The organism is Myxococcales bacterium, from assembly GCA_016703425.1.
Classification (GTDB): Bacteria; Myxococcota_A; Polyangia; order Polyangiales; family Polyangiaceae; genus JADJCA01.
The window spans coordinates 193,646-218,565 of sequence record JADJCA010000007.1; the positions used below are offsets into that span (position 1 = coordinate 193,646).

General features: G+C 68.4%; 21 protein-coding genes. 11 read left to right on the top strand and 10 right to left on the bottom strand.

Annotation, left to right across the window (positions count from 1 at the left end):
- Window positions 1-96 precede the first annotated feature (96 nt).
- The 4 genes from IPG50_12810 to carB all read right to left on the bottom strand — a co-directional run bounded on the left by IPG50_12810 (window position 97) and on the right by carB (window position 5,296).
- The gene (locus IPG50_12810) at window positions 97-441 is read right to left on the bottom strand and encodes a four helix bundle protein (protein MBK6693064.1); all 345 of its coding nucleotides are present in this window, start codon (window positions 439-441) and stop codon (window positions 97-99) included.
- 259 nt (window positions 442-700) lie between these two features.
- Entirely contained in the window at window positions 701-1,060 is a 360-nt protein-coding gene (locus tag IPG50_12815; GenBank protein MBK6693065.1) for a hypothetical protein, read from the bottom strand.
- 16 nt (window positions 1,061-1,076) lie between these two features.
- Window positions 1,077-1,709 carry a hypothetical protein gene (locus IPG50_12820; GenBank protein ID MBK6693066.1) on the bottom strand — a complete coding sequence of 211 codons (633 nt, stop codon included), beginning with the start codon at window positions 1,707-1,709 and terminating at the stop codon, window positions 1,077-1,079.
- Window positions 1,710-1,972: 263 nt separating this feature from the next.
- Entirely contained in the window at window positions 1,973-5,296 is a 3,324-nt protein-coding gene (gene carB / locus IPG50_12825) for a carbamoyl-phosphate synthase large subunit (GenBank protein ID MBK6693067.1), read from the bottom strand.
- Window positions 5,297-5,618: 322 nt separating this feature from the next.
- Between carB and IPG50_12830 the strand changes: the two genes are divergently transcribed.
- Window positions 5,619-6,392 (top strand): hypothetical protein, encoded by a 774-nt coding sequence (locus tag IPG50_12830; GenBank protein MBK6693068.1) that lies wholly within the window; start codon window positions 5,619-5,621, stop codon window positions 6,390-6,392.
- Window positions 6,393-6,421: 29 nt separating this feature from the next.
- On the opposite strand, the gene IPG50_12835 is transcribed toward IPG50_12830, so the two are convergent.
- Both IPG50_12835 and IPG50_12840 read right to left on the bottom strand, forming a co-directional pair.
- Window positions 6,422-6,739, bottom strand: a complete 318-nt coding sequence (locus tag IPG50_12835; protein MBK6693069.1) for a hypothetical protein — start codon at window positions 6,737-6,739, stop codon at window positions 6,422-6,424.
- 33 nt (window positions 6,740-6,772) lie between these two features.
- Complete coding sequence (locus IPG50_12840) at window positions 6,773-6,988, bottom strand: hypothetical protein (protein MBK6693070.1); 216 nt, start codon at window positions 6,986-6,988, stop codon at window positions 6,773-6,775.
- Between the two features lie 265 nt (window positions 6,989-7,253).
- Here IPG50_12840 and IPG50_12845 point away from each other — a divergent pair, with 265 nt between their 5' ends.
- The 4 genes from IPG50_12845 to IPG50_12860 all read left to right on the top strand — a co-directional run bounded on the left by IPG50_12845 (window position 7,254) and on the right by IPG50_12860 (window position 14,346).
- Window positions 7,254-10,880: a hypothetical protein gene (locus IPG50_12845; protein ID MBK6693071.1), complete on the top strand. Its 3,627-nt coding sequence runs from the start codon at window positions 7,254-7,256 to the stop codon at window positions 10,878-10,880.
- Complete coding sequence (locus IPG50_12850) at window positions 10,877-12,016, top strand: formylglycine-generating enzyme family protein (protein ID MBK6693072.1); 1,140 nt, start codon at window positions 10,877-10,879, stop codon at window positions 12,014-12,016. The genes IPG50_12845 and IPG50_12850 overlap by 4 nt, the downstream gene beginning before the upstream one ends.
- A gap of 101 nt (window positions 12,017-12,117) precedes the next feature.
- Window positions 12,118-13,161 (top strand): SUMF1/EgtB/PvdO family nonheme iron enzyme, encoded by a 1,044-nt coding sequence (locus IPG50_12855; protein MBK6693073.1) that lies wholly within the window; start codon window positions 12,118-12,120, stop codon window positions 13,159-13,161.
- Window positions 13,162-13,536: 375 nt separating this feature from the next.
- On the top strand, window positions 13,537-14,346 hold the full coding sequence (locus IPG50_12860; protein MBK6693074.1) for a formylglycine-generating enzyme family protein: 810 nt from the start codon (window positions 13,537-13,539) through the stop codon (window positions 14,344-14,346).
- Window positions 14,347-14,369: 23 nt separating this feature from the next.
- Here IPG50_12860 and IPG50_12865 read toward each other — a convergent pair whose 3' ends face one another.
- Window positions 14,370-14,873: a hypothetical protein gene (locus tag IPG50_12865; GenBank protein ID MBK6693075.1), complete on the bottom strand. Its 504-nt coding sequence runs from the start codon at window positions 14,871-14,873 to the stop codon at window positions 14,370-14,372.
- Window positions 14,874-15,214: 341 nt separating this feature from the next.
- Here IPG50_12865 and IPG50_12870 point away from each other — a divergent pair, with 341 nt between their 5' ends.
- Together IPG50_12870 and IPG50_12875 are read left to right on the top strand one after the other, a co-directional pair.
- Window positions 15,215-16,504: a hypothetical protein gene (locus IPG50_12870; protein ID MBK6693076.1), complete on the top strand. Its 1,290-nt coding sequence runs from the start codon at window positions 15,215-15,217 to the stop codon at window positions 16,502-16,504.
- A gap of 89 nt (window positions 16,505-16,593) precedes the next feature.
- Entirely contained in the window at window positions 16,594-16,788 is a 195-nt protein-coding gene (locus IPG50_12875; GenBank protein ID MBK6693077.1) for a hypothetical protein, read from the top strand.
- Between the two features lie 40 nt (window positions 16,789-16,828).
- Here the strand turns inward: IPG50_12875 and IPG50_12880 are convergent, their stop codons facing one another.
- Complete coding sequence (locus IPG50_12880) at window positions 16,829-18,214, bottom strand: hypothetical protein (GenBank protein MBK6693078.1); 1,386 nt, start codon at window positions 18,212-18,214, stop codon at window positions 16,829-16,831.
- A 186-nt stretch (window positions 18,215-18,400) separates the two neighbouring features.
- On the opposite strand from IPG50_12880, the gene IPG50_12885 reads away from it, so the two are divergent.
- Window positions 18,401-19,378, top strand: a complete 978-nt coding sequence (locus IPG50_12885) for a dioxygenase (protein ID MBK6693079.1) — start codon at window positions 18,401-18,403, stop codon at window positions 19,376-19,378.
- A 55-nt stretch (window positions 19,379-19,433) separates the two neighbouring features.
- Here IPG50_12885 and IPG50_12890 read toward each other — a convergent pair whose 3' ends face one another.
- A complete protein-coding gene (locus tag IPG50_12890; protein MBK6693080.1) occupies window positions 19,434-21,560 on the bottom strand; it encodes a hypothetical protein in 2,127 nt (708 codons plus the stop codon).
- Between the two features lie 190 nt (window positions 21,561-21,750).
- Between IPG50_12890 and IPG50_12895 the strand changes: the two genes are divergently transcribed.
- From IPG50_12895 to IPG50_12905, 3 genes are all read left to right on the top strand, one after another.
- Window positions 21,751-22,272, top strand: a complete 522-nt coding sequence (locus tag IPG50_12895) for a hypothetical protein (protein ID MBK6693081.1) — start codon at window positions 21,751-21,753, stop codon at window positions 22,270-22,272.
- A gap of 57 nt (window positions 22,273-22,329) precedes the next feature.
- Window positions 22,330-23,385: a hypothetical protein gene (locus tag IPG50_12900; protein MBK6693082.1), complete on the top strand. Its 1,056-nt coding sequence runs from the start codon at window positions 22,330-22,332 to the stop codon at window positions 23,383-23,385.
- Window positions 23,386-23,573: 188 nt separating this feature from the next.
- A complete protein-coding gene (locus IPG50_12905; GenBank protein MBK6693083.1) occupies window positions 23,574-24,587 on the top strand; it encodes a hypothetical protein in 1,014 nt (337 codons plus the stop codon).
- A 27-nt stretch (window positions 24,588-24,614) separates the two neighbouring features.
- Here the strand turns inward: IPG50_12905 and IPG50_12910 are convergent, their stop codons facing one another.
- Window positions 24,615-24,917, bottom strand: a complete 303-nt coding sequence (locus IPG50_12910; protein ID MBK6693084.1) for a serine hydrolase — start codon at window positions 24,915-24,917, stop codon at window positions 24,615-24,617.
- Window positions 24,918-24,920 lie beyond the last annotated feature (3 nt).

Below are 24,920 nucleotides of genomic sequence, written 5' to 3' on the forward strand. Positions count from 1 at the left end.
TGCGGCGGCACATCGGCTAAGGGGCATGCTCATCGCCCTCGCGAGGTAGGGAGCCTTGGTCGAGGCCTCACTTGCGAGGCCTCGACCGAAGCCGGGCTAGCGAATGAGGCGCGTGAGCATGGCGACGAGCGGCTGTGCGAGGGCTACGCACTCGGCGGCGGACTCGGGCGAGGCGTCGCCGCAGAGGGCGGCGAGCTCGACGGCGGCGACGGCTTCGACGGCCTCGCCGCGCGCGATGGTGAAGGCGCGAGCCTTGTCGGCGCGGCTAACGCGCCCAGCGCCTTCCGCGCAATTGAGCGCGGCGCTCTTCGCCGCGCGCGTCGCCTCATCCTTCAGCTTCGAATCGCGAATGTTCGCCGCGCGGACGGCCAGCAGCAGCTTCACAGCGGCGCCGTAAGCGATGAGTTTGTGGTGAGGAAGCCCCGAGAGTTGGTTGGTCATGCCTCCCCCCAGCGCAGACCGCGTGACGGCGCCACGCTCTTCCGCGCGTCACCGAGAAGGCGCTGGCGCGCGGTGTGCGCGCCTAGGCAGGACCAACCAACTCTCGGGGCGATCGCGCAAGCAGCAGCCCTTGTGCGGTGCATGCACACTACACGGGCGACCTCGACCTCGACCTCGACCTCGACCTCGACCTCGACCTCGACCTCGACCTCGACCCCGACCTCGACCCCGACCTCGACCCCGACCTCCCCCCTCTCCCTCACAGCGCGCCGCACGCGAGCCAGTCGGCGAGCTTGTCGCGCTCGGCACGCGCGGGATCGCTCGGGCCGGGAGGCATGCTGTTGTTCTCGGCCGCGGAGCGAACGAAGATGCGCGCGCGCCAGCGAACCACGTCGGCTTGCGTGTCGAAGAAGTACTCCGCGGGCGCGCCCTGACGCGAAACGGAACGGGACGCGTGACAGCTTTGGCACTGGCTGTCGATGAACGCCTTGCCAAAGGACTCGTAGGTGAGCGCCGTGCCGCCGGGCGGGCACGGGTGCTCGTCGAGTTCCTTTGGGCCGGCGCAGGCAGCGCTGAGCGTCGCGAAGAGAGCCACGAGGGCGGAGCGGATGATTTTCATGCGGTCCTCACGTGCCTCACAATCCGTGGTGAATGCTCGCCCAGAGCGTTCCACCGAAGTAGTTGGAGGGACCGCGCCCGTCGGGCATGTGCGTCGCGCTGAGATCGCCGCCGAGCGTGAAGAACGAGCGCCCGCGTCGCATCACGGGGACCTCCGCGCCGAGGCTCGCCACGCCTCCGGCGCGATGCCGGATGCCCGCGCCAACGCCGAGCGCCGCGTTGAAGGGGCCGTCTTCGATGGCGGCGCGCGACTCCTCGTGTTGATGCACGAAGGCGAGGCGCGCGTAGGGCCGAACGACGCGAAGCGGGAGGTACCCCGTCACGCCGAATGAGAGGACGGTGAGCAAGCGATCGTCGACGAGCGAATAGGCGAGCTTCGTGACGACGTCGGGCGCGACGACGCCGCCCAAGAGCAGCCCCAAGCGAAAGGCGCCACCGCCGCCGGGATCACCGCGCCAGGTGGAGACGCCTCCCGTCGCGCCGACGGCCGCTTGAAGCGCGGTCTTCGGGAACGTTTCAGAACCGGCGGCCGCCGCGTCAGCCGGCGACTCTTCGGCCGCGTACGCGGCGCGCACGGTGCCGGCCGTGCAAAGCAAGAAGGCCGCGCCGATGAAGGCGTGACGCGTGCGGCGGAGGGAGCGCTTGGGCATGGGCGCCCCGAGAGCAACCTCGATACCAACGCCACGCAGGGCGGATCGCCCGCGTGAAGCGGTGGAGGCGTGAACGCACGGGCACAAGGCCGCGTCGTCTTTGTCGGGGCCGCTCGAAGAAAAACGCCCTACGCCTCGACCTCGAACATTACTGGACGGAGTCCAGTCATGTCGACGGGTCCGAAGGACCCTAGTCACCTCGACCTCGACCTCGACCTCGACCTCGACCTCGACCTCGACCGCGACCCCGACCTTCGCGAACGCTACGTCGCAGGCCCCGTCCACTCTTGCAGCGAGCGCACTTCCGGCGCCCCGCGGCCCCTCGCCGCTTCGAGCGCGTCGGTCGCCGCAAGCGCCGCGGCGATGGTCGTGAAGTACGGGATGTTCGCGAGGAGCGTCTGCCGACGCAGCGAATAGCTGTCGCGCACTTCTTCGGCGCCGATGGTCGTGTTCACAACCACAGCGATGGTTCCGCTCTTGATGGCGTCGACGACGTGAGGCCCGCCCTCTTTCACCTTGTTGACGACCTCGGCGGGGATGCGCGCGCGCGCGAACGCGGCGGCGGTGCCTCGCGTGGCCAAGATGATGTACCCGAGGGCGCGTAGGCGCCGCGCGATGAGGCACGCGACGGGCTTGTCCTCGTGTTTCACGCTGATGAAGGCCTTCATCTTGCCGTCGGGCTCGCGGATCACCTGACCGCTCGCCAAGAGCGCCTTGTAGAAGGCGCGCGCGAAGGTGTCGCTGATGCCCATGACCTCGCCGGTCGAGCGCATCTCCGGGCCGAGCGTCGTGTCGACGCCGGGGAACTTCGCGAAGGGGAAGACGCTCTGCTTCACCGACACGTGCGCCGGCAGCGGCGGCTCTTCGACGCCGAGCTCGTCGAGCGTCTTGCCGATCATGAGCTTCGCCGCGACGCGCGCCAAGGCGAGGCCCGTGGCCTTCGAGATGAACGGAACGGTGCGGCTCGCGCGCGGGTTCACCTCGAGCACGTAGACGTCGGTGCCTTTCACCGCGAACTGCACGTTCATGAGGCCCACGACGCCGAGCTCGAGGGCCAGCATGCGCGTCTGCTCCTCGATGGAGAGGACGATCTCGGGGCTCAGCGAGTGGGGCGGGAGCACGCTCGACGAATCGCCCGAGTGAATGCCCGCTTCCTCGATGTGTTGGAGCACGCCGCCGATGACGACGCGCTTGCCGTCCGAGACGCAGTCGACGTCGACCTCGATGGCGTCCTTCAAGAACTCGTCAACGAGGATCGTCGTGGTGCCGGCGTCGCGGGCCGCGTCGAGGGCCTTGTGGACGTAGCTTTGAAACTCGGACTCGGTGTACGCGATCATCATGGCGCGGCCGCCGAGCACGTAGCTCGGCCGGACCAGCACTGGGAAGCCGATGGTGTGCGCCAGCGCGAGCGCCTCGTCGGCGCCCTTCGCGATGCCACTGCGAGGCCGCTTGAGCGAGAGCTTGGTGAGAAGCTCGTCGAAGCGGCCGCGATCTTCCGCGCGATCGATGGCGTCGGCGGACGTGCCGAGGACCTTCACACCGCGCTGCTCGAGCGGTACCGCGAGCTTGAGCGGCGTTTGCCCGCCGAACTGCACGACGACGCCGATGGGCTTCTCTTCGTCGCAGATGGCGAGCACGTCCTCGAGCGTGAGCGGCTCGAAGTAGAGGCGCCCCGAGGTGTCGTAGTCGGTCGAAACCGTCTCGGGGTTGCAGTTGACCATCACGGTCTCGTACCCGAGGGCGCGGAGCGCCTGGACCGCGTGGACGCAGCAATAGTCGAACTCGATGCCTTGGCCGATGCGGTTGGGACCGCCGCCGAGGATGACGACCTTCTGGCCGCTGGTGACGGCCGATTCGGTCTCGGTCTCGTAGGTCGAGTAGAGGTACGGGGTGTGCGCCACGAACTCGGCGGCGCAGGTGTCGACGCGCGGGTAGACGGCGCGAACGCCAGCGGCGAGGCGCATGGTGCGGACGGCGTCTTCGGTCATCTTGGCGAGGCTCGCGATGTGTGGATCCGACAGGCCCATGCGCTTCGCTTCGCGGACCACGGCCGGCGAGAGCGGCTCCGCCTCGATGCGTCGCTCCATGGTGACGAGGCGCCCGAGCTGCGCCAAGAACCACGGGTCGATGCCCGTCAGCTCGTTGACCTCGCGCTCGCTGATGCCAGCGCGCAACGCGTCGGCCACGTAGAAGAGGCGCTCCGGCGAAGCCACGGCGATGAGCTTCTTCAGCGCGCCCTCGGCGCCTGCGAGGGAACCGGGCGGCACGCTCCGCGGGCCCTCGAGCTCAGGCGCCTCCATCGCGAGATCGCGCCGCTTCTTCGGCTCGGCGAGCTCTGCGTAGTTGACCCGGCCCATGAGCGACACGACGCCCGCGCGGCCCGTTTCGAGGGAGCGCGCCGCTTTGCCGAGCGCTTCGAGGAAGGTCCGACCGATGCTCATGGCCTCGCCGACGCTCTTCATCTGAGGTCCGAGCGTGGTGTCGGCGCCGGGGAACTTGGCGAAGTCGAAGCGGGGCCACTTCACGACGACGTAGTCGAGGGCCGGCTCGAAGGCCGCGCTCGTCTTGGTGATGTCGTTCTTGAGCTCGTCCAGCGTGTAGCCAATGGCGAGCTTCGCGGCGACCTTCGCGATGGGGTAGCCGGTGGCCTTCGACGCGAGCGCGCTCGAACGCGAGACGCGCGGGTTCATCTCGATGACGTGGAAGCGGCCGTCGGTCGGCGACACGGCGAACTGCACGTTCGAGCCGCCGGTCTCGACGCCGATCTCCGTCATGACGCTCTTGGCGGCGTCGCGGAGCCTCTGGTACTCGCGATCCGTCAGCGTCATGGCCGGCGCCACGGTGATCGAGTCGCCCGTGTGGACGCCCATCGGATCGACGTTCTCGATGGAGCAGACCACGATGAAGTTGTCGGCCTTGTCGCGGATGACCTCGAGCTCGAACTCCTTCCAACCGAGGACGCTCTCTTCGATGAGCACCTCGTGGGAGGGCGATTGCGCGAGGGCCCAGGCGACCTTCTCGGCGAACTCGGTCTCCGAATAGGCGATGCCGCCGCCGCTGCCGCCGAGCGTGAACGAGGGGCGCAAGATGGCGGGGAAGCCTGTGTCCTTGACGACGGCCCAGACTTCGTCGACGGAGTGAGCCACGCCGGAGCGCGGGCACGTGAGCCCGATCTTCTCCATGGCGGCCTTGAAGAGCGCGCGATCTTCCGCCTTGGCGATGGACTCGGGGCGCGCGCCGAGCATCTCCACGCCGAGCTTCTTCAAGACGCCCTCTTCGTGGAGGCGCATGGCGAGGTTGAGCGCCGTCTGGCCGCCGAGCGTCGGCAGGATCGCTTGCGGGCGCTCTCGTTCGAGGATCGCCGCGACGGTGCGCCACTCGAGCGGCTCGACGTACGTGCGTCGCGCCAGCTCCGGATCGGTCATGATCGTCGCCGGGTTCGAGTTGACGAGAACGACGTCGTAGCCCTCTTCGCGGAGCGCCTTGGCGCCCTGCGTGCCCGAGTAGTCGAACTCGCAGGCTTGGCCGATGACGATCGGTCCCGCGCCAATGAGGAGGATCTTCTCGAGGTCCGTCCGGCGGGGCATGAGGCGTTTGGGTACCCCATCGGCGCGGCCTCCACAAGCCGCGCGGCGCGTTCGCTGCCGGTTCCGATACGCGAACGGCGAGCGCGATTTCGCGATGGAGACCACGTGCCCTGGCGCTAGACTGGCGGGCTCCGCGATGCGACGGCGCCTTCCCGCTGCGATCTTGCGCCGCTCCGTGGCGGGCCTCCTCCTCGCGCTCGGGCTCTCGCGATGCGCCGCCAACAAGGCCACGCCCCCCGTGGCGGTCGCACAAGATGGCGGCGACGCGGGCGCGTCGTGGATTTGCGACAACGCGTGCACGCTCGCGGACGACGGCCCCAGGGTGCGCTTCGCCGCCGCCACGGAGCTCTCCGGCATCGCCGCAAGCGCGGTCCACGACGGCGTCTATTACGTGCACAACGACTCGGGCGACGAGCCGCGCTTCTTCGCCATCGACGACACGGGCGCCCTGCGCGGCACGTTCCGCATGCCTTCGGCGAAGGCCGTCGACTGGGAAGACGTCGCCGCGGGGCCGTGCGCCGAGGGGAGCGCCGAGCGGTGCCTCTTCTTCGGGGACTTTGGCGACAACGACGCGAAGCGGACCGACTACGTGGTGTATCGCGCGCGCGAGCCGGCGACGCTCGACGGCACGACGACGGACGTGGCCGCGGAGCGCATTCCCTTTCGATACCCCGACGGGAGCCACGACTGCGAGACGATGTTGGTGCACCCCACGACGGGTCGCCTCACGGTGGTCACAAAGGAGCGAAACGGCCTCTCGGGCGTCTACTCGTTTCCGCCGGGCCTCGCGGCGGGCAAGACAGCGTCGCTCACGCGCGCCGGCACGCTGAAGGAGCTCGCGGGCTCACCGCTGGTGACGGCCGGCGACGTGCACCCGGAGGGGCGCGGCGTCTTGCTTCGCACGTATTCGAGCCTCCACTACTTCGCCGGCGCGCCCGGTCAATCGGTCGAAGAGATGCTCACCGCGGCGCCGTGCGCCGTGACCGTCGCGACGGAAGCGCAAGGCGAATCGGTCGCGTGGCTTCGCTCCGGCAACGGCTACGTCACGCTGAGCGAGGGAGCGGCGACGCTGCACGCGACGCGCTGCGGGCGGTAACACCGGTCCGTCGGCGAAAGCATGCCGGGTCAGCGACGTCGTGCGGGACGCGCCGTTGGACGCGTGGGCCGGCGCTTGAGAGCCGTGACGTCTTTCTCGATCTCAGCGTGGACGTCAGCGTGTTTGGTCAGCTCCGCGTCGAGCTCAACGAGCTGTCTATCGACTCGGTCGAAGCGCCGCGTCGTCTGGTCGAAGCGCTGGTCCACTTGATCAAAGCGCTGGTCCACTTGGTCGAATCGCTGGTCCACTTGGTCGAATCGCTGGTTGGCGTCGCCTCGTAACTCACTCACCTCGCCGCGGAGGTCCACGATCGCCTTGAGCAGGTCTTTGAGGGTCGGGTCGGCCATCCCCCCGAGCCTACGGGGCTACCCCGGTGAACGCTAGCTTGGGGCCGTCTCATTGCGACTTTCTTGTTTGCGGCGCATCTCCTGAATCAGTTCCTTGATCTCGGCGGACGAGTAGGTGCGCTCCCCGCGCGCGAGGCTCGCACGCGCTTCAGCCACCATGCGGCGCTCCTCCTCGGACTCAGGCTCGCCGATGGGTGCGTTGGCTTCCGCCTCGGCCCAGGGGTCAGCGGGCATCGTCTTCGCTGTCATGGAGGGAAGGGCTAGCACCGTTCGGACCTACCGCGTGTAGACGAGGGTGCGAGTTTTCTACGACCTAGGTGGGATTTCAATGAGCGTTGGCGCGTGCTCTCTTCGTGAAGCGCGCGGTTTCGCGCTTGGCCATGTAGCTGGCCATGGAGGGGGTTCCCATGCGGAAGCGGCTCATTCTCACGGTGCTGGTGACGACGATGGCGTGCGGCCACGAGGCTGAAAAAGCGGGCGGGCGGGCGGAGCAAGCCTCGCGCCGCTGACCGAGGTGGCTGCGCTGGCGGTTCGTGATCGAGCGCGAGCTTCGTTCCGCGGCCTCTTCCCGGAGAAGACCGAACCGCAGGTGCGCGTGGTGCGAGAGCGCGATGGCTGGACGAGTGCACCGAGCGGCTCCCGAACAACGGGCCCCGAGTTCGCAACGACCAAGTTGCCGATGAGCGCCTCGTCGCCATTTCGCGTCCAAGGCGAACGCGCGGCGATCTCGGTCCGCTTGCGCCAGCTCGAGACCAGCGATGGAGCGCTCGCGGACGGGGATCTCGTTTACGCGGCCCGCCTCAACGGCAAGGGCGTTAGCTACGTGCAACATCCGCGGAGCGCGGGCGTCGAGGACTTCATGCTCCTCGATGCGCCACTGCCTCTGACACAGGGCGGGCCGAGCTTGGACTACGACATCACCCTCGAGAGCGGCGTGGCGGGGCTCCGCATGGTCGACGGCGTCGTTGAGTTTCTCGACGCCGATGGCGGTCCGGTGCTCCGGATGAGTCGTCCGATGCTCGAAGGGAGCAACGGCAAGATCACCTTGGCCTCGGTCGCGGTGCAGGGCTGCGCCTACGACGCGGACCCGCGTGCGCCGTGGGGCCGCGCCCCGAAGCCGCCCGGCGCGACCATGTGCACGATGCACGTTTCATGGGACGACGCGACGATCACCTACCCAGCCCTCTTCGATCCGGCATGGGTCGCCACCGGCGCGATGGTTGGCTCGACGCGCAGGTACCACGGCGCCAGCGTGCTGACCGACGGGCGCGTGCTCGTGTCGGGCGGCACCACAGGCTCGAACACGTTCGCGATCTACCCCACATCGGAGCTCTACAACCCGGCGACGAGGACGTGGGCCGCGACGGGCAGCTTCCCGTCCAGCACGAAGCTCGCGTTTCACACGTCGTCACGCCTGCCCAGCGGCAAGGTCGCCGCTGTCGGCGGCGTCGACGGCAGCGGGATCGTCTTGGCCTCGCTCTTCCTCTACGATCCCGCCGTGGGCACGTGGTCGACGGGGCCGAGCATGGGCAATACGCACTCGAGTCACACGACGACCACGCTTGCCGACGGAAGACTCGCTGTGGTCGGAGGGTACGGCGCCGGCACGACGCCGACGAATCGCGTTGACCTTTACAACCCCACGACCAACGCGTGGACGGTGGCGACCAGCTTGCCCACGGCCCGAGCGAGGCACGCGGCGGAGATTCTGTTCGACGGTCGGGTCTTGGTCGCGGGAGGCTTTGACGGGACGAACTACCTCTCGACCGCCACGATCTACAACCCTGCGACGAACACCTGGGCGGCAACGAGCAATGCCATGTCCGCGGCCCGAGCGGATCTGACGCTCTCGGCGCTGACCGCTGGCTTGGTCCTCGCGGCGGGCGGCACGAACAGCGGTGGCGCACTCGCGAGTGCGCAGCTCTTCAATCCGAACAACGGCTGGTTCACGGCGGCCGCGCCGATGGCGGCAGCGCGAGGCAATCACCGAGCGACACGAATCGGCCACGACGAAGTCCTCGTGACGGGAGGAAACGGCGGCGCAGGATCGCTCGCCACGGTCGAACGCTACGATGCGGAAGACAACGTGTGGGCCGCAGAGCCCAGTCTCCCCGCCGCAAAGGAGGGACATGCAGCCCCGAGCTTGGGCCCGAGTCACGTCCTGGTCGCAGGCGCCGGTAGCGCGCAGACTTGGGGAAGGCCCACACAACTGGCGGACGCGGCAGCAGGCCCGGTGCTCGGCGCGACCTGGACGGCGACCGCTGGCACGAGGGCGGCGGCCGACCTCTTGTCGTTCAAGGTCGTCAACCACACGACGGGCACGAAGAACTACACCGTAAAAGTTGTCGCACGAGGTCTCGACGAACGCGAAGCAACGCGGACCATCGGAACGTTCAGCGTCGGCACGACGCCCAACAACCACACGATGCCGGTTGGCAATCTTCCAATTCAAAGCGTCGGGGTGCCGTCGTACGCGCAGATCCGCATCGAGTTCACGCGCCCCGACGGCACGAGCGTAGTGACCAGCGAGCCCCTGCATTACGAGTTCGCTGCGGGCTACGCCTCGGCAACGTTCACGGGTGCGACGCCAAAGAAGGTGCCTGCGGCGAGTCTCCAGTCGATGTTTGGCATCTCCAACGGAGCCATCCCAATCACGAATGCCACGTTTCTCACCCAGTGGGCCGCAGCCACCGCGCCCCTCGCCTCGCTCGTCGGGCGCGTGTTCAACGGCACCGACTACCAAGACGTCACGACGCTGCCGCCCAAGGGCGGCGCCGCACCCATCAAGAGCTCGTACCCCGTCGACGGCTTCTTCGCCAACGTCTACGGCAAACTTTGGCCCAACTTGCCTTCCACCTTCGACGTCGGACCGACGTTTCAGATCTGCACCTACTTCAACGCGCAATACGAAGACGCGGGCTACGGGGAAGATACGTTCGCGGTGAGGGGCGCAGTGCAAGCTGCGCCGGCGTCGTACGCGCGCTATGCCATCACGCGCAGCAGCAGTGTGATCGCCAAGGGGAACCTCAACGGTCAAGGCTGCGTCTCGCTGCAGCTCATGAACAATCAAGACTACGTGTTTGCGCTCGAACCCCGGATGTTCAGGGCGGGCGGCCGCAGCGTCGACGTTAGGTACCGCCCTGCGGCGCCTTACAACGGCGTGTACATCAATGCGACCACGGGGCTCCCGTGGGGAGCGGGCATCGTCAACGACGAACTGGTTCTTGCGATCGCGTTTCGCACGAACCAGCCGGCCGGCGGGCCGATCTTGCTGGGCGCGGCCTACGAGGACCAGGCCACGCGAACGGCCGCGACGGTGGCGCGCGCGATTTCGCTCGACGACATCGGGATGGAGCCGTTGGCCTTCACGGTGCTGGCGGACTCCGTTTGTCCCAACAGCGGGCCTACGCCGCCCTCGGCGTGCGCCAACGACAACCGGAAGCTCTACCTCGGACCGTTCCAAATCGTGGGGACCGACGGGGTCACGAAGACGGACACCCACAACACTCGATGGAAGTTCATCGTCGGACACGAGTTCGGCCACACCATCCAGGAGAACTCGACGGGGTACCCTCGTGCCGACGCGTACAGCGGACAGCTCACCCCTCCACCTGTCGGCCTTTGCGGTTGCGGCCACGTACGCAATCCGGAGGACAAGGCGCACTGCCTCTCCTCGAAGGAGTCGAGCAACCGAGCACAGATGGAAGGTTTCGCGCACTTCATGGCGACGAAGGTGTTCAACGACCTCACGCAAGCGGACTGCAGCTTCGTCTACTACAAGCCATCCTGGGACAAGCCGGGCGCTGTCGTCACTGATCCGCCCATCGCTCGAACCTGCATCGACCAGACCGTCCGATGGCTTGACAACAAGTGCGCCGGCGAGGCGACCAAGGGCGTCGAGTGGGATTGGCTCAACTTCTACACGACGGTCAACCGCGGAACCAACGCGACGACCATGGCGAACCTCGCGGCCATCTACCGACTGACGTGTTCAGGCTCGCAGACAGGCGCGCCGTGCGACGGGCACAACGTGGCGTTTAGTGCGCTCGTCACGGCCGCGAACACCGTTTACGGCAACGCCTTGGACCCGCGTGCAAATCAGTTCACCACCTACGGGAACAGCTCGGGCGTGAACCATTGAAGCTGCCGCGCGCAACTGGGGTTCTTATCGCGCTTCTAGCCGTCCTTGGCGTCGCTCGCTGCTCGGCGCGTTCCGAAGACGCTCCCACGACCTACGACGCGGCGATTGCGCCGCCATCGAGTGACGCGGGCCTCGTTGACGCGCGCGTCACCGCCGACGCGCCATCGTCGGATTCGGCGCGGCCAGAAGGAGGACAACCGGCGGATGCGGCCACGCCCGATGCTGAAGCCGATTGCGCCGCGCTTGCGCCGGCTCCCAGCTGCGTTCATCCCGCGGTCACCGCGCAATGCGACGGCGGCTGGTGTTTCATCCCGAAGGGCTGCTTCATCATGGGCTCGCCGCCATGTGAATGGGGCCGCGGAGCCTACAGCGAGAACGAGAACCAGACGACCCTTACGCACGACTTCTGGATGAAGCAGACGGAGGTCACGCAAGCCGAGTGGACGGCGCTGGGCCTGCCGAACCCGAGCGGACTTAGCGATGCGGGCTACGGCGACTGCGTCGGCGCGAGCTGTCCTGTCGGCGGGGTTGGTTGGTTCGAGGCGCTGGCCTTTGCCAACAAGTTGTCGGAAGGGGCCAGCTTGCCGAAGTGCTACACGCTCGAGGGATGTTCGGGAGCGCTTGGGCAGGGGATGACCTGCAACAGCGCGAAAGGCACCTCCCTCTACGAGTGCAACGGGTACCGGATCCCAACGGAGGCCGAGTGGGAGTACGCCGCGCGCGCTGGGACGCGAACGGCCTTCTACGGGGGCGACATCTTGCCTCTGCCGAATGTCACCGATTGCGCTCCTGACCCGGTCCTCGGTGCAATTGGGTGGTTCTGCGGGGAGCCGAGCGGCGGACGGGTGACGCATGCGGTTGGGCAAAAGACGCCCAACGGTTGGGGCCTGTTCGACATCACCGGAAACGCGTTCGAACCCGTCTCCGACGCGTTCGAAGGCCTTGGATACGGGACCGCGCCTCGCACCGACCCACTCGCGAACCTGCTGATTGCAGACGCAAGTCCGACCACACCCGTGCGCGGCGGGCTCGCGTGGGCGTGGTCAACACTGGCGCGCAGCGCCAATCGTCATCAAGTGTCAATCTACGGAAAGGGGCCCGGGCTGGGCCTCCGCCTCGTGCGCCGCGCGGACTGATGACGCGCTGGCAGCGTTTGGGCGGCGGAGCCGCGACCGTTGTTGCGGTGGCCACGCTGTCGCAGTGCGGCCCATCACCCGACGCGGCGGCCGATGGTGCCATGGCCGGAGCGGCAGACGCCCTGCCGTCGGTCGAGTCTTCCACCGCAGGCCCGCGCATCGACGGCGGTGCGCCCCACCCGCCGGACGCGTCGGTGGGCCCGAAAGACTCCGCCCTTCCCGGACCCGACGACGCCGGCTTCGCGGAGGATTGCGCCGCGCTTGCGCCGGGCCCCAGCTGCGTGCATCCCCCGGTCACCGCGCAATGCGACGGTGGCTGGTGTTTCATCCCGAAAGGGTGCTTCGTGATGGGCTCGCCACCATGCGAATGGGGACGCGGCCGGTACAATGAGACCGAAAGCGCGACGACGCTCACGCACGACTTCCTGGTCAAACAGACCGAGGTGACCCAGGGTGAGTGGACGGCCTTGGGGTTACCGCATCGCAGTCGGGCGACCGATGCAGGCTACGGCGACTGCGTCGGCTCGACGTGTCCCGTCGGCGGCGTCGGCTGGTTCGAGGCAACCGCCTTCGCCAATCTTCTGTCGGAAGCGCAAGGACTTCCGAAGTGCTTTGACCTCGCGGGCTGCTCGGGATCGCCCGGCGTGGGCATGACCTGCGCGAGCACGACCGCTCGGAACGCTTCCATCTACGACTGCGCTGGCTATCGCCTTCCAACCTCCGCCGAGTGGGAGTACGTCGCGCGCGCTGGAACCCGAACGGCCGTGTTCAGCGGTGACCTCTCTCCGTTGCCCAACATCACGGATTGCGCCGACGACCCGGTCCTCAACCCCGTTGCGTGGTTCTGCTTCAATTCAGGTGGACTCACCCATCCAGTGGCGGGCAAGAAGGCCAACGGTTGGGGGGTCTTCGACATCGCCGGAAACGCGGTGGAGTCCACCCTCGACACCTACGCGCCGGTGGCCCACGGCCCAGCTGCCCGCATCAACCCTGGGAGCACGCTCGCACCGGGTCCAGACATTTCCGTTCGCGGAGGCGCAGCGCACATTTGGGCGTCGCTCGCCCGAAGCGCAGCGCAATTGCCAGGCACGCGAGGAGTAGGTGGGCCGACCGTAGGCTTCCGGCTCGTGCGGCGCGCGGATTGAAATGGACGTCCGAATGGAGCGCAACGCCTTGGACCCGCGCCATTGAGCCGGCCGCGCGCAAGTGCCGTTCTTATCGCGCTTCTAGCCATCCTTGGCGTCGCTCGCTGGTCGGCGCGTTCCGAAGACGCTCCCACGACCTACGACGCGGCGATTGCGCCGCCATCGAGTGACGCGGGCCTCGTTGACGCGCGCGTCACCGCCGACGCGCCATCGTCGGATTCGGCGCGGCCAGAAGGAGGACAGCCGGCGGATGCGGCCACGCCCGATGCTGAAGCCGATTGCGCCGCGCTTGCGCCGGCTCCCAGCTGCGGTCATCCCCCGGTCACCGCGCAATGCGACGGCGGCTGGTGTTTCATCCCGAAGGGCTGCTTCATCATGGGCTCGCCGCCATGTGAATGGGGCCGCGGAGCTTACAGCGAGAACGAGAACCAGACGACCCTTACGCACGACTTCTGGATGAAGCAGACGGAGGTCACGCAAGCCGAGTGGACGGCGCAAGGCTTGCCGAACCCAAGCGCAACGCTGGACTCGGGCTTCGGGGACTGCCTCGACGCTAGGTGTCCAGTGGGCAATCTTACGTGGTTCGAGGCGTTGGCCTTCGCGAACAAGATGTCCTCCACGAACGCGCTGCCGGAGTGCTACAGCTTGAACGGCTGCACCGGGACTCTCGGCACGGGAATGACTTGCGCGTCCGCCCAGAGCGTCGAGGCGTCCCTCTACGCGTGCAAGGGCTATCGCATACCGAGCGAAGCCGAATGGGAGTACGCGGCGAGGGCGGGCACGCGGTCGGCGTTCTACGCCGGCGGCATCGCTCCGCTCGCGAACACGACCGACTGCGAGGCCGATCCGGTGCTAGAGAGCATCGCTTGGTTCTGTGGCATCCCGGATGCCGGCAGGACCACCCATCCGGTTGGCCTCAAGCTTCCCAACGCATGGGGCCTCTTCGACATGAGCGGGAACGCTATCGAGCCCGTGTCCGATCCATTTGAGGGACTCGGCTACGGCTCGGCAGCACGAACTGACCCGTTCTCGAGAATCGCGCTGGCTGACGCGAGCCCTACCGTGCCCTGGCGAGGGGGCCTGGCTTGGACGTGGTCCAATCTCGCACGATCCGCGAACCGGTATCAAGCGGGCCTCGGTCGCGGGCCTGGGGGCGGCCTCCGCCTAGTGCGGCGCGGGGACTGAGTTGAGGCGACGGACGCCCGCCCTCAAATATTGAGCCCCGGCCCAACGACATCACTGGACACCGGAGCGCTCCGCTTGCCGCGCCAGCCGCCGCCGCCACCACCGCCCGCTTGGACGCGGAGGCGATTCGCTTCGGCGCGGAGCTGGGTCGCGCGGAGGCGTGAGAGGCGCGCTTGCCCCGTCTCGCCGGCGGCTTGCTCGAGGAGCGAGTCGATGCGCGCGAGGATGACGTTGCGCGCATCGCCGAAGGCCGTGGGGACCACGTCCTCAAGGGCCTGCGCCGCTTGACGAAGCGAGGCCGCGCGCGCCGTGCGCTGCGAGGCGTCGACGTCGAGGTTCCGCGCATTCGCTTCGAGCTGCGCGGCGCGCACCAAGAGGTCCGCGTTCCGATCGGGCGGGTCGTTGCGAACGATGAAGCGGTCCGTCGTGATGCGGCGGTCGACGCGCTCCTCACCGGTCGGGCAAGCGAACGCGGAGCCGGCGACGAGGGTGGCGGAGGCGGCAAAAACGAGCGCGGCGAGCTTCATGGCTGGGTTTGACGGGCGAGGGAGGGAAACGATCTAGGGCCTGTGGCGATTCCCTGGGGCACGCCGAAAGAGCCGGACATTGCTTGGAAAAGGCGGCGCAACGCGGGCGTGTAGCCCGCTCGCGCAGCGCGCCCCGTCGGCTGAACCGGGGCTCGCACCGACACCCGCGCACCCGTATTCTGCGAGCCATGGGGGGGCGCCGATGGAGGCTGAGGTTCGGCGCGATCGCGTGCGCGCTCGCCGCAGTGGCGGAGGCCTGCGGCACCGCAGATAGGAACGACGTCGACGAAACGCGCGCGTCCGAAGAACCGGCGCGCGACGCGGCGTCGGACCTCGGGCGTATGCCTCTCGCGGAGGCCGGCGTCGTCGATGCGCCCGCGGAGGTCGAGGCCGCCGCTCCGGGCTCCTTCGACGTGACGTTCGGCGACGGTGGTCTCCTCGTCCTCGACATGGTCGGACGTGCTGTGTCCATCGACGTGCGCCCGTCGCAGCACCTCGTGATCGCAGGCGACGTCGAAGGCCAGGATGGCGGTTACCCGGCCGTCCTCCAGACGGACCAGCACGGCAACCCCGACGTGTCGTTTGGCGACAGCGGCGTCGTGACGTTTTCAGAGAGCCGTCAGGCAGCGGCCGCCGCCCGCGGCTCGCTCGCCGAGACCTGGATGCTCACGCGACCTGCAAGCGGCGAAGACAGCGGCATCGGCTACGTCACCCACCTGACGCCCAACGGGATCGACGACCGCGGCTCCTTCCAAATCTCGCCCACCACCTGTCCCATCGTTGTTCCCTACGACTTGGCGATGTGGTTCACGCGCGCTGACATCGTCGGCGTGTGCGCACTAGGCCCGCCGCCGCAGCCGTCCGTTTCGGTCCTGGACCTGATTGTGTACGGCTTTGGCACGACGCATGGCTCGGGATTCCGAGGGCCGCTCACGCCGAACGTGGACGGCGGCTTTCGCTATTCGTTGGCGGACGCCATCGGCCACCAATCCGCGGGAGACATCATCGTGGCTGGAGTCACCTGGCTCGATGGCGACGCCGATGGGGAGCTCACCCTCGTTCGCTTGGCCCACGTCGACTATGACCCGTCGTTTGGAACGAACGCCGTCGCCGCGCCGGCCGTTGGGCGCGCGAGGTTCGGCGAGACGGCCCTCGCGATTGCGCCCGACGACGCGATCTTCGTCGCGTTCGTCCGAACGAGCATCACGGGCCAGAGCGGGCCCGACGCAAGCGCCGCGGAGAACCGAATCGCCGTCGCGAAGCTGAGCGCGAACGGGCAGCTCGACACGACGTTCGGGGCCAGCGGCCTCGCCCTTGGCCCCGCCGCGCAAGGCACGACGTCGCTCGGCAACGTCCAAAGGCGCCCCGACGGGAAGCTCGTCGTCGCCGGCTCCCTCGACGAACGCACGGACGCTGGCGGGCCTCTCGGCGGGAACAAGCGAATGTTCGTCTACCAGTTCGATGCGAATGGCTCGCTCGACACGGCGTTTGGAAGCGACGGAGCCGTCTACTCGACGGGCCCACGCGACGAGGGGCGAGAAATCGCGATCACGCCGACCGGCAAGCTCGTCGTCGCTGGCTCCGTTGAACAGCCGACGGCTCGGTGGGCGGTCTGGCAGTTGAATCCCTAGTGCTCGGGCGGGGCTCGCCGCCGGCTGCGGGGTTCGGTCTATGCTTCGGCTCGCACGGAGGCACGCGGACGCACACGGAGGCACACGGCATGGACGAGAGCGACTTTGAAGGCACGCTCGTGCTCGAACAGTTGGCCGCGATCGGCAAGGTCGAAGACTTCTTCGACGCCGTCGACGACGACAACATCGAACGGGCCACCGCGCTGATGAAACGCGCCAACGTCGACGCCGCCACGATCGCCATCGTCCAGAAGAAGATGGCCGACGCCAACGGCGAACACTGAGGTTCAAATTAAAGGGCCGCGCCGTCGTCGGCCCGCGTGATCAGGGCCCCGGCGCCACGAACGGAATCTCCTCGAGGATCTTCCCGCTCGGGAGCGCACGCACGATCACGAGCGCGCCGCGGACGTACGCCATCACGCTCTCATCCGGTGAAAGCGCCGGGAGGCCCGCGCCGTCTTCCAGCTCGAAGCCGCCGCCCGCGTGTTTCACGCTGATCTTCTCTCCGTAGAAGAACGAATAGACGCCTCGCCCGACGCGGTTCGCCTGCCCATCGGCGTTGCACAGGGGCAGCTTGTCGCGCCCCGTCGGCGCCGCCGGCACGTTCTGTCCCATCATCATCATGTAAGGCGCGCCGAGCACGCCCGGAGCGTCGCCGCATTGGTAGCGGCCGGTGGTCGCGTCGAGCTTCGCCTCGCCGCCGCATCCTTCGAGGAGGAGCGTTCGGTTGTCGGGCAAGAAGCGCCCGCTCAACATGGGCCAGTTGTCGCAGCCGGGCATGACGCGGTCGATGCGGCGGCGCTCCACGAGCGTGCGTCCGTCGAGCACGACGCCGTCGCCGCCGCAGGTCACAACCAAAAGCTCCCCGTTCGGGCTCGGCGTCGGGTTGCCGAGCTCCTCGTCCTTCTTGCAGCGCACGGTCGTCGCGCGCGTCGCCTTGCCGGTCTTGAGATCGATGCGCGCGAGCCGCGAACCGGTGACGCGATAGGCAACGTCGCCCGCGACCCCGCCGCGGGGAACGTTGCGTGGGAACGCGGGGAGCGGAACGCCCTCGCCCAAGAGCGTGCCGTTCTGGTCGAAGAGCGCCGAGGCGCCTTCCGTGTACGTTACATTGATTCGCGTCTGCGAGAGAAGCAGCCGAACCGTCTCGACGGGCCCAAGCGCGGGGGCGCTCTTCGGCGCCGAGAGACGGAGGAGCTTTCCCCCAAACTGCAGCAGCGCCTGGGGAGGCTCACCCACGCTGACAGCGTTGCCGGTGCCCATCGCCGGCTCACTGGCGCCGCGATAGAGGACGTCGAGGCTCGGCGTTGCGAGAAGCGTGACTTCGGTCTCGCCGCGCAAGACGAGGCCGGCGAGCTCGGGCGAGGCTTGCGCCATCGTGGTCTTGCCGATGACGAGGCGCTTCACGGCTGCGCGTGCTGTCGGCGTCGGCGTCGGCGTCGGCGTAGGCGTGGGCGCGCGCGCGAGGAGCGTCTCCGTGCCGGTCGCGATGAGCGTGCCGTCGGCGAGAAACTGCACTGTGGTCGCCACGTCCGATGGCGCCTGCTGTACGGCCGTCGATGCGTCAGACGAAGACACCGTCGCGAGCGCGACGACAGAGCGTGACGCGTCACCGCCATGGTTGGCGGCGTTCGCCGCGTTGGGCACGTCGTCGACGCCGCGTGTCGGGTGGCACGCGAAGGGCGCGGCCGAGGCGAACGCGAGCGCCAAAACCAGCGCGCAGGACCGGCCTGCTCGCCGCCATCGCGCGGAATCGCGCTTCGTTCGGGTAGAATGGTGCGTCCGCTGGTTGATGGTTGATTGCACCGCTCGGCCCTTCCCAAGGAGTCCTATACCCCTGGCGAATCGCCGCGAGGAGCCCCATAGCCGCTTGTGCTCGTGGACCTGGACCGACCGATGGAAGAACCCATGAAGAGTGACGACGGTGTGGTGAAGCGGCGTGCCGTGGTGGCGGGCCTTGCCGGCGCGGCGACCTTGGCAGCCATTCCCCTCATGACGCACGGCGATGACGCGGCGGCCCGAGGCAAAGGCGAGAGCAAGCCCGACCCGGCCGGCAGCGGCAAGACGGTCGCGACCAAAGGGCGCATGCCGGTGGCCTACATTCCTCATGGCGGCGGGCCGTGGCCCTTCGTCGACGTCGGCATGTCCAAGGCCGACAAGGAGTCGCTGACGGCCTACCTCAAGGCTGTTCGAGCGCTCCCGCGCACGACGCCGAAAGCTTTGCTCGTCGTGTCAGCACACTGGGAGGAGTCGGTGCCGACGGTGATGACCAACCCGAAGCCTCCTCTCTTCTTCGACTACTACGGGTTCCCGCCCGAGTCCTACAAGCTCACGTGGCCCGCGCCCGGCGATCCGGCGCTCGCGGCGCGTGTGCGAGAGCTTCTCGCGGCGGCCGGCATGAAGAGCGGCGCCGACGACAAGCGCGGCTTCGATCACGGCACGTTCATTCCCCTCAAGCTCACCTACCCCGAGGCCGACATCCCGACGATTCAGCTCTCGCTCAAGAAGGGGCTCGATCCCGCCGAACACGTGGCCATCGGGCGCGCCATCGCGCCCTTGCGCGACGAGGGCGTGTTCATCCTCGGCAGCGGCATGTCGTTCCACAACATGGCCGGCTTCGGCGATCCGCGCGCGCGCGCCACCTCCGTGTCGTTCGACAACTGGCTCAAGGAGAGCGTCTCGCTCGACGAAGACGCGCGCGACAAGCGCCTCCGCGAGTGGGCCTCGGCGCCAGAGGCGCGCAGGGTGCACCCGCGCGAAGAGCACCTCCTGCCGCTCATGGTCGTGGCCGGCGCGGCCGGCGCCGATCGCGGCGCCATCGCCTACAACGGCGACGCTTGGGGCGTGAAGCTCTCCGCCGTGCACTTCGGGTAGCGGCGTGGCGGTCACCGAAGCGTGATTCGCTTCGCCGGCAAGTAGAGCGCAGCGGTTACAGCTTCGGCGCCGGGCGCGAGACCGCCTCGCCGAGGTTCGGGAGTGCCATCACCCCCGAGCCCACGCGCGTTTGGATGTCGACGAAGCGCGTGTCGTTGGAGACGAAGCACGCGAACCCCTCGGCCTTCGCCGGGACGAAGTCGGTGGAGATCAGCTCGGCGCCGCCTTGCACGTGGACGCCCACGGCGGAGCGGGCGACGACCGATTTGGTGAGCGATGCGTTGGCGGCGGCAACGGCGATGGCCGCGCCTGGGTGGCCCGTGAGCCAACACTCGTCGAGCCGCAGCACGCCGCCCTCCAAGGCCGCCACGCCCAAGCCGAAGTCGCCGGCGGCGCGGCGCGTATCACGCACCAAGCTCCGCTCCATCGTAACCTCGGCGCCTACGCCGACGACCACCGACGTCTCGTTGTTCTCGGCGACCACCGAGTCGCGAACGCTCGCGACGGCGCCGCGACTAAGCTCGAGCCCTCGGCCGAAATGGCCCGTCTCGTCGCCGAGCGAGCGAAACACGACGGTGCTTCGGACCTCCGCGCGCGCGAGGGCGCCCGACTCGTCGGCCTGCGAGACGAGGATGCCAACACCGACGTTGTTCGTCGCCGCACTGCCCGTCAGCTTGAGCGAGCCGCCGAAGCTCACGCCGATGCCGATGCCGCGCTTCGCTGGCCCCGCCGTGCCTATCCTGCGGGTCCCCGTCACCAGGAGCCGCTCGGCCGCCACCAACGTCGCTGGGTCTTGCACCGCGAGGCCTGCGAGCGAAGCGTTGACGATGGCCGTCGACGAGAGCTCCGCCGACGCGCCGCCTGCGACGCGAAAGCCGTGAACGCCAGGAGCCGCCGCACCGTTGTGAATCAACAACCCCGTGGCACGCACGAAGCTAGACGGCTCGAGCACGAGGAGCTGCGCGTCACCGGCCGTCGAAACGATTGAACTCGACGTGAGTTCGAGGCGGCCGCCCTTCGACACCTGCACCCCACGCCCAACCTTGTCGACGGCGCGCGTGTCTCGAACGATCAGTCGCCGCGCTGCGGCGGTGCCGCCCGACACCATGAAGCTGACGCGCTCGCCGCCATCGAGGAGAGCGCCATCGATCTCAGCGTTCCCATGGTCGACGACGGCAACCAGCGTGGCGAAGCCGTCGTTGTGCACGCGCGTGACGACCACGCTGTTGAGCGTGCCGGTCGTGCCCTGCCCGCCGATGACGACGCCTGTGCCGGTCGCGCCTTCCACGGACACGTCCTCGAGCTCGAGCCGGCCGCCGACCTGAGCCGCGGCACCCCAACCAAACTTGCCCGTGGCCTCGTCAGGGACGACGCCGTCGATACGCGTGCGCGCGACGCGGAGCCGGGACCCCTTCTCGGCCGCGTAGGCGCCCATCCAACGACTGTCCAAGATCTGCGAGTCCTCGAGCGTGGCCTCCGCGCCGCCTTTGACCAACACGCCGCCCTTGTGGCCACGCAGGGTCACGCCCTTGATGAAGACCTTCTTGGCCCCGTCCGCCACCAAGATGCCGGCGCGACCATCACCGGGATTTTCGATGACGACGTCGCGGGCGCACTTGCCGACGAGCTGAATGTCCGACCGATCGACGTCCACATCCTCGACGTAGGTCCCTGGGTGGATGGCGATGACGTCGCCCGCCTTGGCGCGCTGCACCGCGGTGAAGATGGAGCGCGTGTGCTTTGCGTCCGTGGTCGCGAAGCTCGCGTCGACGAAGAGCGTCGCTTCCGGAGGTGGAAAAGGGCGGGTGCAATCGTCGATCGGTACGCACGAGGTGGAGCCGAGCGTCGCCCTCGTGCCGGGCGGGCACGCAGACGGCGGAACCGCCACGCGGCAGCCCCAACCGCTCGGATCCTTCTCAAAGGGCGCGTCACACGCCGTCCATCCAACGGGGGTGCAGCCGTCGGCGCCCAGAAACGGAGCCGAGCCTGCGGGGCAGTCTTCTTTGGGGAGCGTATCGGCGCACGAGCCGGTGGCGACGTCGCGAACGAAGCCCACCGGGCAATCGGAGGCCCCGCGACACGAGTCGCCGTTGCAAGCGGCCGCAGGCGCGGGCGCGGTGGGCGATGAGCACGCCAACGGCAGCAGCAACAGGGCCGCTAGAATGATCGCGTCCAGCCGCACGGGTTGGCTCTGACACAAGCCCGCGAGCGAGGCACGCTGCTGTTGAAGACATGTGGTGTTTGTCGACGCCCGCCGTAGCCCTTCCCGGGGCCTTGATCCACCGCGCCGCCACTCACCTGGCGGGGGCGCCCCGGGAGCAGCGGCATTTCTCGGCACGAGCGGAGGCACGGAATTCGCTGCTAGACGCCTCATGCGCATCCTGACCACGCTGCTTCTTGGACTCGCGATGACCGCATGCGGCTCAGAGTCCTCGACCACCGAAACCTCCGAGGATGAAGAGGCCCTCTCGCTACGAAGCCTTTGCAGCGGAGCCGGCACGGAGGACTTCCGAGGCATCGAGGGGACCTTCGTGCGCCGCGGCACCAAGAAGGCCGACGAGATGGAGCGGCTCGTAGTCTCCCAAGCCGCGCCGGCCACGGGCCCGCGAGAGGCCACCTACACGAGGACGCTCACACGGAGCTGCTCGGCCCCCGGCTGCAAAGACGAGACGGGCACGATGTCGCTTTTGCCAGACAACGCTGCGTTCTCCGTGAGCTTCGGGTTTCGAAGTGCCCAGCAAACGTCGCCCGAGGAGGGCGAGCTGTACTTCGTCTTGGGGGCCGCACGAGGGAGCAACGGCACCGACATCACCGAGCTGTGCGTCGCTCGCGTCGTGACTGCACAAGACGTGCGCAGGCCTTTCGCCATGAAGCGGGTGGTGCCGTCGCCGTAGGGTGAATCCAAAAAGCTGGGTTGCCGCCGGCGCCAATCGCGGGAAGAGTCCCGCCCCATGCGTTCGCTTTCGTCGTGGCCCGTCGTCGCCTTGCTGTTGCTCGCCTCATGCAAGGAGCAACCGAAACCCGCCCCCGCGCCCGCGACGTCGGCGAAAGCGACGCCGAGGTTCGCCGACTTCGACGACTTCGTGAAGACCCAGAACGTCGACGCCGGAGGCGCCGCGCCGGCCACCGCCCCTGTCGATGTCGCGGCGACCGCGATCGGGACAGCGGACGGCGGAGCCGCCACGGCAACGGCCGCCACAGCGCCGGCACCGGGGGCGGGGCCGGCCATCAAGCTGCTAGAGCCGGGCGCCGAACCCCGCACGGCCGCGCGCTACGACTTCGCGACGGAGACGCCGCAGTCCACTGTGGCGACGGTGCGCATGTCCGCGCAAGGGGGACCGCCAGGCTCCGACCAGCAGCCGCCGCTCAAGTTGACCCTCAAGCTCACGCCCGGGCCCAAGGCGCCGAACGGCGCCGTGAAGTTCGCCCTCCAAGTGACGAAGGCCGAGATCGTCACCGGCGGCATGGCCGTCCCACCGGAGGCCGTGCAGGAGCTCAAGGCGGCGGAGACGGCGATGATGCGCGTCGGCGGCGCATTCACAGCGAGCCCGCGCGGCACCTTGAGCGAGGTCGCGATCGGCGGCAAAGGCGCGCCGCCCGAGCTGCAAGAGCTCATCGGTCCGCTCGTGGAGCTCCTCTTTGCGCCGCTCCCAGAGGAGCCCATCGGTGTCGGCGCGAAGTGGTCCCTCGGCGGTGGAGCGTCGCGCGAAGGCACCCAGACGTCCACGTTCACGCTGACGGCGCGCACCGACAAGACCGCCGAGATCAGCATCGATGGCGTGCGCTCCGCGCCGCCTCAGAAGGTGCCCGATCCGCGCGCGCCGCCGGGCGTCACGATGCAGCTCGACGGCAAGACCAAGACGAAGATGTCGGTGCGCTTCTCCGGCATCACGTCGAAGGTCGATGGCGACACGAAGACGAGCATGACCATCAAGGATCCGAGCACGACGCCGCCGCGCACGCAGACGAACGTGATCTCGGTGAAGCACTCGCTCGTCGCCCTTTGACGCCGAGCCCGCGCCGGCCAGCGGGGCGGAGCGGCGCTCGCCGGGAGCACGCGCCCAATGGCAACACCTTGCCCGCGGCGCGTCGGCCGCTTGCCGCGATGCTCGCGCAGAGCGTCCCCCCTTTCGTAAGGCTTTCGTAGCGAGGTCGCGACGCGTCGGCCCGGCACGTCCGCTGCAGCTGCCGGGGCGTGACCGCAGGATCACCACAAAGTCCCTGGGCTACCTCCGACGCCGGCGCCGCAGCAAGGCGCGTGGCCCTCGAACCCTTCGACGCGCGACGTGCGGAGCTGCGCGAGACCATCCGCAGCATCGATGCAAGCGGCGACACAAGTGACGCGGTCGGCGCGGTCCGGCAGCGGCTCGAGAACGAGCAACTCATGCTCGACATCGATCAGCAGACCATGCTCCCACCGCACCTCACGGCGTCCGGCGAGTTCGAGGCCGGCGACTTCCGGTCGTATTACGAGTCGATGGGTTTCGGTTCGTTCGATGATCTGAGTCCCGAGGCTCAGTTCAACTTCATCCGCAGTGAGGGTCCTGCCTACCTGATGGAGCGCCAAGGCGAGGCGGCGCTGGCAGCCGGCGAAGCGGCGCTCCCCGGCGCCGGCGGCGAGGTACTCGGACAGGCGATGGCCATGGGTGTCATTCGTCCCTGGCGAGGTCCGCCGCGTCGGCGCGCGGCGGGGCGAAGTTGCTCGACGTGCACCGAACAGCAGGCAACGCCGCGCGAACCCTACGTGACGCTCTACCGCGGCATCCAGGTGCGGCGCGGCGAGCCGGTGGACCCTGCGTACCAGAACCCCGGAAGTCGCGGACAGATGGCCAGCAGCTCCGCCGCCGACGCGCTTCACTACGGCATCAATCCTGCGGGCCCGCGGCGCGCCGGCGCCGACGAGATCGTCTTGATACGAATGCACGTTCCTAGGAGGCTCATCGACGGTCGCCGCGTCTACGATCCTTCGCCCGGCGCGCCGCGTAACGACAACGAGTCTTGGCACCTCGTGATCGATCCGCAGCAGGTGAACATTCGCACGCTCCCCGGCTACCGCGAGCTGCGCGTTCCGCTGCGCGAGGTCGCGGGGCCCGCCAACGAGGCGGGCATGCGCACGCAGATCGATCCCGCCGTGCGCTATTGGACGCGGCGCCTGGAGGCCGGCGCGCCCGCGCCTGGACACAACGGCGGGCCACCGCTCGACCCGTGACGGCGCGCCGTCGGCAGCGCGGGGCCTCTAGTTCCCGAAGCGCTCGACCATCGGGGCGAAGGCTGCGTCGACGGCGACATCGGCGCCGCTCGTGGCGGCGTTCGTCGCGACCATCATCACGAGCCCCTTGGCCGGCGCGATCCATGTCGTCACGAGGTTCATGGTGTTCGAGCCGGAATGACTGAGCGTGGTGCCGCCGGCCCACGGCCGCGTGCCGACATCCCATCCGGCGGCGTAGGTTCCGCCCTTCGGCGGGGTTTGCAGCCGTTGAAACGTCGCCGCCGACGCGAGCTTCGAACGGCCCTTGGGTCCCTCGAGGTGCGCGTTCAAGAA

Coding starts and splice junctions, on each gene's coding strand:
- IPG50_12875 (MBK6693077.1), top strand. CDS start 16,594: ATGGACGAGAGCGACTTTGAAGGCACGCTCGTGCTCGAACAGTTGGCC.
- IPG50_12900 (MBK6693082.1), top strand. CDS start 22,330: ATGCGTTCGCTTTCGTCGTGGCCCGTCGTCGCCTTGCTGTTGCTCGCC.
- IPG50_12820 (MBK6693066.1), bottom strand. CDS start 1,709: ATGCCCAAGCGCTCCCTCCGCCGCACGCGTCACGCCTTCATCGGCGCG.
- IPG50_12815 (MBK6693065.1), bottom strand. CDS start 1,060: ATGAAAATCATCCGCTCCGCCCTCGTGGCTCTCTTCGCGACGCTCAGC.
- IPG50_12855 (MBK6693073.1), top strand. CDS start 12,118: ATGGCCGGAGCGGCAGACGCCCTGCCGTCGGTCGAGTCTTCCACCGCA.
- IPG50_12895 (MBK6693081.1), top strand. CDS start 21,751: ATGCGCATCCTGACCACGCTGCTTCTTGGACTCGCGATGACCGCATGC.
- IPG50_12840 (MBK6693070.1), bottom strand. CDS start 6,988: ATGACAGCGAAGACGATGCCCGCTGACCCCTGGGCCGAGGCGGAAGCC.
- IPG50_12870 (MBK6693076.1), top strand. CDS start 15,215: ATGCCTCTCGCGGAGGCCGGCGTCGTCGATGCGCCCGCGGAGGTCGAG.
- IPG50_12865 (MBK6693075.1), bottom strand. CDS start 14,873: ATGAAGCTCGCCGCGCTCGTTTTTGCCGCCTCCGCCACCCTCGTCGCC.
- IPG50_12885 (MBK6693079.1), top strand. CDS start 18,401: ATGGAAGAACCCATGAAGAGTGACGACGGTGTGGTGAAGCGGCGTGCC.
- IPG50_12810 (MBK6693064.1), bottom strand. CDS start 441: ATGACCAACCAACTCTCGGGGCTTCCTCACCACAAACTCATCGCTTAC.
- IPG50_12835 (MBK6693069.1), bottom strand. CDS start 6,739: ATGGCCGACCCGACCCTCAAAGACCTGCTCAAGGCGATCGTGGACCTC.
- carB (MBK6693067.1), bottom strand. CDS start 5,296: ATGCCCCGCCGGACGGACCTCGAGAAGATCCTCCTCATTGGCGCGGGA.
- IPG50_12860 (MBK6693074.1), top strand. CDS start 13,537: ATGGGCTCGCCGCCATGTGAATGGGGCCGCGGAGCTTACAGCGAGAAC.